The sequence below is a fragment of the Pseudomonas sp. SLBN-26 genome (genome assembly GCF_006715895.1).
Classification (GTDB): domain Bacteria; phylum Pseudomonadota; class Gammaproteobacteria; order Pseudomonadales; family Pseudomonadaceae; genus Metapseudomonas; species Metapseudomonas otitidis.
This window is the reverse complement of record NZ_VFOB01000001.1, coordinates 4,778,974-4,791,048: the sequence shown is the minus strand read 5'-3', so window position 1 is coordinate 4,791,048 and position 12,075 is coordinate 4,778,974. Positions and strand designations below refer to the sequence as shown.

The following is a 12,075-nucleotide window of genomic DNA, read 5'->3' as shown; positions in this document are numbered from 1 at the left end:
CCCAATAACTCCAACAGACGCCTCACCCGCCACGGCGATGCCCCGCGCACCGCCGGGCTTACGCATTCCCGGGAGAAACCATGTACCACTGGTGCACACAACGGCTCGCCGACCTGCGGGTCGGCCGCAAACTTGCCTTCGGCTTCGGCCTCGTCCTGCTCCTCACCCTGGCGGTGATGTTCACCGGCATCCGCGGCATCGACCGCATGATCGACAGCAGCGACCAGATGGTCACCGTCAGCGAGCTGGAAAACACCATCAAGGACGCCCGCGCCCAACGCCTGCAGTTCGTCAGCACCGGCGACCTGCAGCACGCCCGCAACATCGAACAGCTGATCGACGCCATGCTCGCCATCAGCGACCGCCTGGAGGCCGACGCCCACACCGCCCAAGGCCGGACCCGACTGGAGCAACTGCGCAGCGAGATCAACGCCTACCGCCAGTCCCTCGCCGCACTGGTCCGCGCCCAGGACGACCGCAACGCCGCCCGTGCCGTGCTGATCAAGTCCGCCGAGGCCGTACTCGCCCAGTTCGCCGAACTGCAGAAGCGGCGCTTCGACGACCTCGCCCGCGACCCGACCAACCCTGCACTACTGGACGAAACCCGCACCATCACCGGGCTCAACCAGCAGCTGCTGTCCATCCGCTACCTGGTGCGTGGCTTCGTCTTCCAGCAGACCCCGGAATCCGAACAACCGGCCCAGGCCGCCCTGGCGCAGTTGCAGCGCGACCTCGACGCACTCAGGCAGCAGGCCACCGGCGATTTCGCCGACTACCTGGCCCGCGCCCGCCCCTCCTTCGATGCCTACCTCAGCGCCGTGCGCCAGTTCGGCCAGGGCGTCGAGGCCAGCCGCGCCGCCATCGACACCATGGGCAAGCACGCGGAGACCATGCGCGACCAGGGCAACCGGATCTACGAGCTGCAGGTGAAGGCCCGCAGCAGCGACGCCACCAGCGCCCGCAGCCAACTGCTCATTAGCACCCTGTTGGCCATCAGCCTCGCCGTGTTCGCCGCCTGGTCCATCAGCCGGCAGATCCTCGCCCCGCTGCGCCAGGCGCTGGCCTTCGCCTCGCGCATCGCCGACGGTGACCTGCGCGCCGAACTGCAGGCCGATCGCCAGGACGAACTGGGCCAGCTGCAGCGCGCCCTCCAGGCCATGGCCGGCAACCTGCGCCAGCTGATCGGGCGCATCGGCGACGGCGTCACCCAGATCGCCAGCGCCGCCGAAGAACTCTCCGCCGTCACCGAACAGACCAGCGCCGGCGTGAACGCGCAGAAGGTCGAGACCGACCAGGTCGCCACCGCCATGAACGAAATGGCCGCCACCGTCCACGACGTGGCGCGCAACGCCGAGCAGGCCTCCGAAGCCGCCGCCTCCGCCGACCGCGAAGCCGCCCAGGGCGACCGCCTGGTGCGCCAAGCCCTCGGCCAGGTGGACCGCCTCGCCGCCGAAGTGGGCCGCTCCACCGAGTCCGTGCAGCAGCTGCGCCGCGAGAGCGACAAGATCGGCAGCGTGCTGGACGTGATCAAGACCGTCGCCGACCAGACCAACCTGCTGGCCCTCAACGCCGCCATCGAAGCCGCCCGCGCCGGCGAGGCCGGGCGCGGCTTCGCCGTGGTGGCCGACGAAGTGCGCGGCCTGGCCCAGCGCACCCAGCAGTCCACCGAGGAAATCCAGGAGCTGATCGCCGGCCTGCAGAACGGCAGCCAGCAGGCCGCCGGCATGATGGAAAGCAGCCTGGAGCTGACCGAAGACACCCTGCGCCTGGCCCGCGAGGCCGGCGACTCGCTGACCTCCATCACCGGCGCCGTCTCGGCCATCCAGTCGATGAACCAGCAGATCGCCGCCGCCGCCGAGCAGCAGAGCGCCGTGGCCGAGGAGATCAACCGCAGCGTCCTCAACGTGCGCGACATCTCCGAGCAGACCGCCGCCGCCAGCGACCAGACCGCCGCGTCCAGCGTTGAGCTGGCACGCCTGGGCAACGAACTGCAACAGATGGTCGGGCGCTTCCGGGTCTGACACCGCCCGCCGGAGGGCGTAGGATCGGGCCTTCCCCCTTGCCGAGGCCCGAGCCATGCGCCCCCTGACCATCGACCTCGACCAACTGGCCTTCGCCCTCTCCACCGAGGGCCTGGACCACTACCTGGACCTGCTCACCGGCAAGGTCCTGCTGATCCCTGAAGAGGATGCCGATCCCCAGCTGGAAACCCTCCTGCGCGAAGAGCCGGAGCGTTTCCTGCTGGTGGAACCCCTCACCCACGGCGACGAGCTGCGGCTGATGGAGGAATTCCTCCACGAAGTCGTCCACCCCCACGCCTACACCGCCCTGCAACAGGCCCTGGCCGGCCGCAAACCGGCCCGTGCCTTCCGCCACGTGCTGATGGAATACCCGGTGCTGCTGGAAGCCTGGCACCACTTCGAAGCGGCCCGCCTGAGGGAGCTGGCGCAGGACTGGCTGGAGGACAACGAATTGCAGGCGGCTGTGCCCCTGCATTGACGCCTTTGAACCCAGCTTGATGCGCAACTGAATGCTCTGCTCAGCTTCGATGGTGGGGCCGGGAAACGGCCCCTTCAGAAGGCCGAGCGAAGCCGCAGTGGAAGGGGTTGAGCGACATGGATGTCGCGAAAGCGCTGCCGGGCCAGGGATGGCCCGTCAGCGCGGGCCCCTGGAGCGGCGGTGAAGCGAGGGAACCCGACGCAGTCGGGCCGGATGCAGGGGCGAGCCTTTTTGGTTTCTTTTTTGGCGACTGAAAAAAGAAACTCGCCCGGCGGGGCGAAACAGGTGACATCCGCCGAGCTCGGTAACCAGCTTGGCGACAAAGCTCTCGATGCTCCCCCCCTGGACGATCAAAGAAAAAGGGCCGCATCGCGGCCCTTTCCATTCCCTTACAGCACCTGCCTGAGGAACGCCTGCGCACGCGGGTCCCGGGGCTGGTCGAAGAACTGCGCCGGCGGCGCATCCTCCAGCAACTTGCCATGGTCGAAGAACAGCACCCGGTCGGCCACCTCGCGGGCGAAGCCCATCTCGTGGGTGACGCAGACCATGGTCATGCCCTCCTGGGCCAGCTGCTTCATCACGTCCAGCACCTCGCCGACCATCTCCGGGTCCAGCGCCGAGGTGGGCTCGTCGAACAGCATCACCTTCGGCTCCATGCACAGCGCCCGGGCAATGGCCACGCGCTGCTGCTGGCCGCCGGACAGGCGCGAGGGGTACTCGCCGGCCTTCTGGGCGATGCCCACCTTGGCCAGCAGCGCCCGGGCCTTCTCCTCGCGCTCGGCCTTGCCGCGCTTGCGCACCACCTTCTGCGCCAGGCAGAGGTTCTCCAGCACGGTCATGTGCGGGAACAGGTTGAAGTGCTGGAACACCATGCCGACTTCGCGGCGGTAGGCATTCACATCGGTCTTCGGGTTGGCCAGGTCGACGCCGTCAATGCTCACCGAACCCGCGTCCAGTTCCTCCAGGCCGTTGAGGCAGCGCAGGAAGGTGGATTTGCCGGAGCCGGAGGGGCCGATCACCACCACCACCTCGCCGCGCTTGACCGAGGTGGTCACGTCGTCGACGGCGCGCACTTCCTGGCCACGGGCATCGAAGACTTTCATCAGGTTACGGACTTCAATCACTTTTCCCGAGCCTCCGCTCCAGTCGGTTGGCGATCTGCGACAGCGGCAGGTTGATGACCAGGTACAACGCGGCGACGCAGAACCAGATCTCGAAGGTGGAGAACGAGGTGGTGATCGCCTCGCGGCCGCTCTTGGTCAGCTCGGTGATGGCGATCACCGACACCAGCGAGGTGTCCTTCACCAGGCTGATGAACTGCCCGGCCAGCGGCGGCAGCACGCGCTTGAACGCCTGGGGCAGGATCACGTAGCGCATCGACTGGCCGCCGGTGAGGCCGAGGGAACGCGCGGCCTCGTTCTGCCCACGGGCGATGGACTGCACGCCGGCGCGGACGATCTCGCCCACGTAGGCCCCGGTGAACAGCGCCAGGGCGGCGACGCCGGCGAACTCCCGGGAGAGGTCCAGCACAGTGCCGATGAAGAAGTAGAAGATGAAGATCTGCACCAGCAGCGGGGTGCCCCGCACCAGCTCGACGTACACGGTGGAGAGGTCGCGCAGGGTGGGGTTCTGCGACAGCCGGCAGAGCCCGGTGAAAAGGCCGATCACCAGCCCCAGCGCGCCGGAAAGCACGGATATCCACAGGGTGGTCCAGAGGCCCCAGAGCAGCGGGCCGGCCGCCCAGTGTCGGGTCACGCCGACCACGTCACCTTCGGAGAGGTCGTCGCCCTGGCTGACCTGCAGGCTGTCCTTGGCCACCTGCAGCTGTTGCTCCTCGCCGCCCTCGGTGACCAGGGTCACCCGGGCGTTGGCGCCTTCCTCGGCAATGGCCTCGACCCGCGCGTAGTCGGCCGCGCGCTGGGCCTCTTCGGCCTGGTAGGCGAAATACTGCGGCACCCGGTTCCAGCGCCACTCGTAGGAGATCAGGGAGGTGGAGTACCAGAGGCCGTAGGCGACCACCAGCAGGATCAGGCCCGTCAGCAGGTGCCAGGGCCAGGTACGGCGGTGTTTTCTAGTCACGATGGGTCTCGCTCATGGCGATGCCTGGGGGGCGAAAAAGACAGGTCCGGCCTCGTGGGCCGGACCTGTCGCGTGCAGCGGGGAGCGCGTCCCGTTATTCCATGTCCTTCAGCCAGGCGGTGTTCTTGAACCACTTGGCATGGATGCGCTCGTAGGTGCCGTCCTTCTGGATCTGGTGCAGCCAGTTGTTGATCCAGTTGATGCTGTCGTAGTCACCCTTCTTCAGGCCGAAGGCCAGGGGCTCGTAGGTGAAGGGCTCTTCCAGGTACACCAGCTTGCCGGCACCGGCCTTGTTCACCGCAACCACGTTGTAGGGGGCGTCGTAGATGAAGGCATCGGCCTTGCCGTTGACCACGTCCATCACCGCTTCCTGCTCGTTGTCGAAGCCGTGGTACTGGGCCTTGGCGATCAGCTTCTTGGCGACCATCTCGCCGGTGGTGCCGATCTTGGAGGTGATGCGGTACTGGCCGTCGTTGAGGTCCTTGTAGGACTTGATCTTGCCTTCCAGGTCCTTGCGGATCAGCAGGGTCTGGCCGACCACGATGAAGGGCTCGGAGAAGTTGATGCGCAGGTTGCGCTCCTGGGTCAGGGTCATGCCGGAGCCGATCATGTCGAACTTGTCGGTCAGCAGGGCCGGGATGATGCCGTCGTAGCTGGTGGACACCAGCTCCAGCTTCACGCCCATGGCCTTGGACATGGCCTTGAGCAGGTCCACTTCGAAGCCGATGATTTCGCCGCGCTTGTTGGTCATTTCGAAGGGCATGTAGGTCGGGTCCATGCCGACCCGCAGGGTGCCGCGCTTGACCGCGTCATCGACGACGCCGGCGTGGGCCAGGCCGGTGAAGGCGCAGGCGGAGAGCAACAGGGATGCGAGAAGCTTCTTCATTCTTACTCCTGACAGGGCAGATCGTTATTGTGTGAAGCGGCGCCCACGGACCCGACGGGCATGGCGCGAAATCCTAACCGCCCGGACCGTGGATGGCGAGTCAACCCGAAGCAACAAGCACGCCACTATCGGACAGGCGGCGCGGAGCGAAGCGGGCTCAGCTTTCCAGCAGGAAGGTGACCGGGCCGTCGTTGACCAGGTGCACCTGCATGTCGGCGCCGAAGCGCCCGGTGGCGACCTGGGCGTGCTGGGCACGGGCCCGCGCCACCAGGTAGTCGAACAGGCGCTCGCCCTGGGCCGGCGGCGCGGCGCTGGAGAAGCTCGGGCGCAGGCCGCTGCGGGTGTCGGCGGCCAGAGTGAACTGCGAGACCAGCAGCAGGCCGCCCTCCACGGCACCGAGGGACAGGTTCATCTTCCCCTCGGCATCGCTGAACACACGGTAGTTGAGCAGCTTGTGCAGCAGCTTGTCGGCGCTGGCCTCGGTGTCCTGGGGCTCGACGCCCACCAGCACCAGCAGGCCGCGGTCGATGGCGCCGACGGTCTCCCCGGCGACGTCCACCCGGGCGGCGGAGACCCGTTGCAGCAGCGCCTTCATCAGGCTTCCTCTTCCGGCGGCAGGTCCAGCAGGCGGCGGGCGATGCTGTCCGTGGCGCGCAGCAGGGCATCGGTGATGCCCGCTTCGGAGGCGGCGTGGCCGGCGTCGCGGACGATCTGCAGCTCGCTGTTGGGCCAGGCCTTGTGCAGCTCCCAGGCGTTCTCCAGGGGGCAGATGGCGTCATAGCGACCGTGCACGATCACCCCCGGCAGGTGGGCGATGCGCGGCATGTCGCGCAGCAGCTGGTTGGGTTCGAGGAAGGCGTTGTTGACGAAGTAGTGGCACTCGATGCGGGCGATGGACAGCGCGCGCATCGGCTCGCTGAAGCGCTCCACCACCGAGGCGCTGGGGCGCAGGGTGGCGGTGCGGCCTTCCCAGGTGGACCAAGCCTTGGCGGCGTGCATCTGGGCGATCTGGTCGGTGCCGATGAGGCGCTTGTAGAAGGCCTGGATCAGGTCGTCCTGCTCGTCCGCCGGGATCGGCGCCAGGTAGTCCTCCCAGTAGTCGGGGAACAGCCGGCTCGCGCCCTCCTGGTAGAACCACTTCAGCTCCTGGGGACGGCACAGGAAGATGCCGCGCAGGATCAGTGCCCGCACCCGGTCCGGGTGGGCCTGGGCGTAGGCCAGCGACAGGGTGGAACCCCAGGAACCGCCGAACAGCACCCAACGGTCGATGCCCAGGTGCTCGCGGATGCGTTCGAGGTCGGCGACCAGGTCCCAGGTGGTGTTGTTCTCCAGGCTGGCGTGGGGGGTGGAGCGGCCACAGCCACGCTGGTCGAAGGTGACGATGCGGTACAGGGTCGGGTCGAAGAAGCGCCGGCTCAGGGCATCGCAGCCGGCACCCGGGCCGCCGTGGATGAACACCACCGGCAAGCCGTCGGGGGTGCCGCTCTCGTCGATGTAGAGCACATGCGGTTCGTCCACAGCCAGTTCGTGGCGGGCGTAGGGCTTAATTTCCGGATACAAAGTCAGCATGCTGGGCTCCGATTCTGTGCTCTAGGCCAATGCCCCACGGGACATCCGCCGCCTAATGTGCCCGGCATCATAAACGAGGGAAATGGAGTTCGAATATGTCAGCGAGGCTGTTCACCCTACCGATCGTACTGTTCCTGGCCCTGCTCGCCGGTTGCGGCCGCGAAGATCCGGCCGCCGAGCTGGAGGCAGCGGTCAAGGCCCTGCAGGCCAACCTGGAAGCGAAGGACACCGGCGCGGTGATGAAGCAGCTGCACCCGCAGTTCACCACCGCCGACGGCAACGACCGTGAGTGGGCACGGCGCACCATGGCGCTGCTGTTCATGCGCCACAAGAACGTGTCGATCATCGCCCTGAGCCAGGACAGCCGCCTCGACACCACCTACCGTGAAAAGGGCCACACCGACGCCCGCGTCGCCCTCACCGGCGCCGAAGGCCTCATCCCCGATGCCGCCCGCCAATACGCCGTGAAACTCGAATGGTGGCGCGACGACGGCGACTGGAAGCTCGCCCGCCTCAGTTGGGAGTGACCCCGGCCGTTGTGCCTCGCCCCGGACTGAAGTCCGGGCTACGAAAGCACCCAGCCGGCCCCACCGGCATAAGGAAGCGTCCACCCGTAGCCCGGGCTTCAGCCCGGGAATCCCGTGCGCCCAAGACCATCCCGGACTGAAGTCCGGGCTACACCAGCGCCCGGCCTGAACCATCGGCACAAGGGAACACCCACCCGTAGCCCGGGCTTCAGCCCGGGAGTCCGTGCACCTCACACAACACTCCGGCTATGCACGCCGTTCGCCTGCTCCGGTGATGCGGCTCTCCTCGCCCCCGGCCCAATCCGCCGGTAACAGGCCCTCCCGCACGTAACGGTGGAAACTCGAATGCGGCCAGTCGGCGACCCGTGTGACCAGGCCGTGCTTGAGCGGATTGATGTGGATGTAGTCGACATGGGCAGCGAAATCCCTCTCGTCCCGTAGCAAGTGCTCCCAGAAGCGAGGCTGCCACAGCCCGGCCTCACGCTTGGCGTTGGGTCTCACGGGATGCCCCTGCGCACGCAACGCCCGGACGAAGGCCGCCTTCATCGACGCAATGCGGCTTGAGAAGTCGTCGTCCCCTTCGGGCAGGCTCATCACCATGTGCAGGTGCTCGGGCAGCACAACGATCGCATCGAGGCGAAAGCTCCGTCGCGAGCGGGCCTGGCGAATCGCTTCGCGCAACAGATCGAAATGGCGCACGAGCAGATCGCTTCGCCGATCTGCCAGCGCCAGGGTAAGGAAGTAGCAGCCCCCGGCTTGGCGGGCTCGTCGATACATCACCATGAATGGCACGTCCGGATAGGGGGCCGGAGAGCCTTGCAGGGTGACCACCCGCGCTCTGTCGGCTCGAGGCCGAACGGCCCGCCGAAGCGTCTGCATCCGTCGTAGCCCGGGCTTCAGCCCGGGAAAGGTGGAAAGTGCCCGCCCCTCCCCGGGCTGAAGCCCGGGCTACCTGGTGCAGGGTCTATCGCCCGTAGCGCTCCCGCCCCCAGGCGAGCATCGCCAGCAGCAGCTGGCGGATGACCTTGCGGGTGGGAACGGCGAGATCTTCGCGGAAGGCGAAGGGCTCCTCTTCGTTCATGTAGGTGCGCTGGGCCAGTTCCAGTTGCACGGCGTGGATGTGCTGGGCCGGCTGGCCGTAGTGGCGGGTGATGTGGCCGCCCTTGAAGCGGCCGTTGAGCACGTGGCTGTAACCCTCGACGCGGGCGCAGACGCTGACCAGCGCATCGGCGAGGCCCGGGTCGCAGCTGGCGCCGGCGTTGGTGCCGAGGTTGAAGTCCGGCAGGTGGCCGTCGAACAGGCGGGGGATGAAGGCGCGGATGGAGTGGGCGTCGAACAGCAGCGCATAGCCGAACTCGCGCTTCAGCCGCGCCAGCTCCTCGGCAATGCGCCCGTGGTACGGCGCCCAGATGCCGTCCAGGTAACCGGCGCGCTCCTCGGCCGAAGGCTCGCACCCCGCCCGGAACAGCGGCTGGCCGTCGAACATCACGTCGGGGAACAGGCCGGTGGTGGCGGTGGCGTAGAGCGGCGTGTCGTCCGCCGGGCGGTTGAGGTCGATGACGTAGCGCGAGTAGCGCGCCGCCAGGGTCGCGGCCCCCAGCTCGGCAGCGAAGTCGTACAGCAGCGGGATGTGCCAGTCGGTGTCGATCAGCGAGCGCGCGGCATCGCTCAGGCCGGCCTCCACCGCCGGGGTCAGGCGGGTGCCGGGGTGCGGCATGCTGATCAGCAGCGGCACGCGGCCGGGGGTGAAGTCGAGGACGTTATCCAAGGTCGATCTCCTGTCCGTGGCGCACCACCCGGTTGGGCAAGGTGCCGCCGAGCCAATAGGCCAGCTCCGCCGGGCGCTGGATGTCCCAGGCGACGAAGTCGGCGAGCTTGCCCGCTTCCAGGCTGCCGCAACGCTCGGCCAGGCCCAGGGCGCGGGCGGCGTTGAGGGTGACGCCGGCCAGTGCCTCTTCCGGGGTCAGGCGGAACGCGGTGCAGGCCATGTTGAGCATCAGCCGCAGGGACAGCGCCGGCGAGGTACCGGGGTTGAGGTCGCTGGCCACCGCCATGGTCACGCCGTGGCGACGCAGGGCGTCGATGGGCGGCAGCTGGGTCTCGCGCAGCAGGTAGAAGGCGCCCGGCAGCAGCACGGCGACGGTGCCGGCATCGGCCATGGCGATGGCGTCGTCCTCGGTCATGTATTCCAGGTGGTCCGCCGACAGGGCGTCGTAGCGCGCCGCCAGGCTGGAACCATGCAGGGACGACAGCTGCTCGGCGTGCAGCTTCACCGGCAACCCCAGTCCGCGCGCAGCCTGGAACACCCGCTCGACCTGGGCCGGGGAGAAGGCCAGGTGCTCGCAGAAGGCGTCCACCGCATCCACCAGGCCCTCGGCGGCCAGTGCCGGCAGGATCTCGGTGCAGACCACTTCGATGTAGTCGTCGGCGCGGCCGGCGTATTCCGGCGGCAAGGCGTGGGCGGCGAGGCAGGTGGTCTTCACCGTCACCGGCAGCACCTCACCCAGGCGCCGGGCGACCCGCAGCATCTTGCGCTCGCTGGCCAGGTCCAGCCCGTAGCCGGACTTCACCTCCAGGGTGGTGACGCCGTCTCGCAGCAGATGCCGGGCGCGCGTCACCGCGCTGGCCAGCAGTTCGTCCTCGCTGGCCTCGCGGGTGGCGCGCACGGTGCTGGCGATGCCACCGCCCCGGGCGGCGATCTCGGCGTAGCTGACGCCCTCCAGGCGCTGCTCGAACTCGGCGCTGCGGTCACCACCGAACACCAGGTGGGTGTGGCAGTCGATCAACCCCGGGGTGACCCAGGCGCCACCGAGGTCGACCCGCCTGGCATCGCCGGTATCCGGGGCCTCGGCCAGCGGGCCGACCCAGCGGATCAGCGCACCTTCGGTGAGCAGCGCGCCGTGCTCGATGATGGAGTAGCGCCCGTCCCGCAGGGTGGCGATGTGGGCGTTGTGCCAGAGCGTCTTCATGATCGTGGGCCCTTTGCATGGCTGGAATGGGCGAGGGTCATGGATCCTCCATGGATGAGGCCGCCCGCATTGCGGGCGGCACGGGGTTCAAGGCAGTTCGGCGAGCGGCTCGGGCTCGCGGCCCGACGGACGCACCCAGAGCCAGTAGGCGAGCACCAGCAGTGCAATCCACACCAGCCCCACCAGCAGCGCCATCTGGGTCTTCGGGAACCAGCCCAGCACGGCGAAGATGAACAGCATGAAGGCGATGGCCAGGACCGGTCCCACCGGCCAGAACGGCACCTTGAACGCCAATGCCTGCTGTTCGGCCGGGCTCATGCGCCGACGCATGGCCACCTGGGAAACGAGGATCATCAGCCAGACCCAGACGGTGGCGAAGGTGGCGATGGAAGCGATCAGCAGGAACACCCGCTCCGGGATCAGGTAGTTCAGCACCACGCCGATCAGCAGTGCGCCAGCCATCACCACCACGGTCAGCCAGGGCACGCCATGGCGCGAGACCCGGGCGAAGCCGGACGGCGCCTGGCCTTGCAGCGCCAGGCCATAGAGCATGCGACCGGCGCCGAATACGTCGCTGTTGATGGCCGACACGGCGGCGGAGATCACCACCAGGTTGAGGATCATGGCGGCCGAGCCGATACCCAGCCCGTCGAAGATCTGCACGAAGGGGCTGCCCTGGGTGCCGATCTGCGGCCAGGGGAAGATCGCCATGAGCACGAACAGGGTCAGCACGTAGAACAGCAGGATGCGCACCGGCACCGCGTTCACCGCACGGGGGATGACCTTCTGCGGGTCGCGGGCTTCGGCAGCGGTCACGCCGATGATCTCGATGCCGCCGAAGGCGAACACCACCACGGCCAGGGAGGCCACCAGGCCACCGAAGCCATGGGGCATGAAACCGCCGTGCTGCCAGAGATTCTCGAGACCGGTGCCGGCATGGCCGGTCTCCAGGCCGAAACCGTAGAGCATGATGCCGAAGCCGCCGAGGATCATGGCAACGATGGCCCCGACCTTGATCAGCGACAGCCAGAACTCCAGCTCACCGAAAACCTTCACCGTGCACAGGTTCAGCGCGCCGATGAAGCAGATGATCGACAGCACCCAGATCCACCGGGGCACGTCGGGAAACCAGAACCCCATGTAGATGCCGAAGGCGGTCACGTCGGCGAGGCAGACGATCACCATCTCGAACGCATAGGTCCAGCCGGTGATGAACCCGGCCAGCGGACCGATGTAGGTGCTGGCGTATTCGGCGAAGGCGCCGGGCGTGGGGTTGCGCACGGCCATTTCACCGAGAGCGCGCATCACCATGTACACCGCGACACCGGCCACCAGGTAGGCCAGCAGCACGGAAGGGCCGGCCATCTGGATGGCCGAGGCGGAGCCGTAGAACAGGCCGGTGCCGATGGCCGAGCCCAGGGCGATGAAGCGGATGTGGCGGGCGCTCAGGCCTCGCTGGAGGGAAGAGTGTGACGTGGTCATTCCATTGCTCTCCTGATTGTTCTTGTCATGCAGAGGCAGGCATGGAGCCGCCCCGGGACCGGGG

At 67.8% G+C, this 12,075-nt stretch carries 12 protein-coding genes and 1 pseudogene; 4 read left to right on the top strand and 9 right to left on the bottom strand.

The annotated features are described in order from the left end of the window. Window positions 1-80: 80 nt before the first annotated feature. From FBY21_RS30355 to FBY21_RS22185, 3 genes and pseudogenes are all read left to right on the top strand, one after another. Window positions 81-1,166, top strand: a pseudogene (locus FBY21_RS30355) (methyl-accepting chemotaxis protein); the annotation flags it as partial. Next, on the top strand, window positions 1,158-2,021 hold the full coding sequence (locus FBY21_RS30350) for a methyl-accepting chemotaxis protein (protein WP_409563821.1): 864 nt from the start codon (window positions 1,158-1,160) through the stop codon (window positions 2,019-2,021). The pseudogene FBY21_RS30355 and the gene FBY21_RS30350, both read left to right, overlap by 9 nt. 55 nt (window positions 2,022-2,076) lie before the next feature. Next, the gene (locus FBY21_RS22185; RefSeq protein ID WP_069565327.1) at window positions 2,077-2,499 is read left to right on the top strand and encodes a UPF0158 family protein; all 423 of its coding nucleotides are present in this window, start codon (window positions 2,077-2,079) and stop codon (window positions 2,497-2,499) included. A 389-nt stretch (window positions 2,500-2,888) separates the two neighbouring features. Here FBY21_RS22185 and FBY21_RS22180 read toward each other — a convergent pair whose 3' ends face one another. The 5 genes from FBY21_RS22180 to pip all read right to left on the bottom strand — a co-directional run bounded on the left by FBY21_RS22180 (window position 2,889) and on the right by pip (window position 7,033). Next, the gene (locus FBY21_RS22180; protein ID WP_044405493.1) at window positions 2,889-3,623 is read right to left on the bottom strand and encodes an amino acid ABC transporter ATP-binding protein; all 735 of its coding nucleotides are present in this window, start codon (window positions 3,621-3,623) and stop codon (window positions 2,889-2,891) included. Further along, complete coding sequence (locus FBY21_RS22175) at window positions 3,616-4,578, bottom strand: amino acid ABC transporter permease (RefSeq protein ID WP_074973645.1); 963 nt, start codon at window positions 4,576-4,578, stop codon at window positions 3,616-3,618. The genes FBY21_RS22180 and FBY21_RS22175 overlap by 8 nt, the downstream gene beginning before the upstream one ends. 94 nt (window positions 4,579-4,672) lie before the next feature. Beyond that, entirely contained in the window at window positions 4,673-5,464 is a 792-nt protein-coding gene (locus tag FBY21_RS22170; protein WP_044405490.1) for a transporter substrate-binding domain-containing protein, read from the bottom strand. 157 nt (window positions 5,465-5,621) lie between these two features. Continuing rightward, window positions 5,622-6,059, bottom strand: a complete 438-nt coding sequence (gene dtd, locus FBY21_RS22165) for a D-aminoacyl-tRNA deacylase (RefSeq protein WP_044405489.1) — start codon at window positions 6,057-6,059, stop codon at window positions 5,622-5,624. After that, window positions 6,059-7,033 (bottom strand): prolyl aminopeptidase, encoded by a 975-nt coding sequence (pip, locus tag FBY21_RS22160; RefSeq protein ID WP_044405487.1) that lies wholly within the window; start codon window positions 7,031-7,033, stop codon window positions 6,059-6,061. The genes dtd and pip overlap by 1 nt, the downstream gene beginning before the upstream one ends. A gap of 95 nt (window positions 7,034-7,128) precedes the next feature. Between pip and FBY21_RS22155 the strand changes: the two genes are divergently transcribed. Further along, the gene (locus FBY21_RS22155) at window positions 7,129-7,560 is read left to right on the top strand and encodes a hypothetical protein (protein ID WP_142013698.1); all 432 of its coding nucleotides are present in this window, start codon (window positions 7,129-7,131) and stop codon (window positions 7,558-7,560) included. Between the two features lie 246 nt (window positions 7,561-7,806). Here FBY21_RS22155 and FBY21_RS22150 read toward each other — a convergent pair whose 3' ends face one another. The 4 genes from FBY21_RS22150 to FBY21_RS22135 form a co-directional block, all read right to left on the bottom strand. After that, window positions 7,807-8,343 carry an REP-associated tyrosine transposase gene (locus FBY21_RS22150; protein WP_142016561.1) on the bottom strand — a complete coding sequence of 179 codons (537 nt, stop codon included), beginning with the start codon at window positions 8,341-8,343 and terminating at the stop codon, window positions 7,807-7,809. 181 nt (window positions 8,344-8,524) lie between these two features. Then, window positions 8,525-9,328, bottom strand: a complete 804-nt coding sequence (gene hutG, locus FBY21_RS22145) for an N-formylglutamate deformylase (RefSeq protein WP_142013696.1) — start codon at window positions 9,326-9,328, stop codon at window positions 8,525-8,527. Beyond that, window positions 9,321-10,529 (bottom strand): imidazolonepropionase, encoded by a 1,209-nt coding sequence (gene hutI, locus FBY21_RS22140; RefSeq protein ID WP_142013694.1) that lies wholly within the window; start codon window positions 10,527-10,529, stop codon window positions 9,321-9,323. The genes hutG and hutI overlap by 8 nt, the downstream gene beginning before the upstream one ends. An 87-nt stretch (window positions 10,530-10,616) precedes the next feature. Next, window positions 10,617-12,011 (bottom strand): amino acid permease, encoded by a 1,395-nt coding sequence (locus FBY21_RS22135; protein ID WP_074973633.1) that lies wholly within the window; start codon window positions 12,009-12,011, stop codon window positions 10,617-10,619. Between the last annotated feature and the right edge of the window lie 64 nt (window positions 12,012-12,075).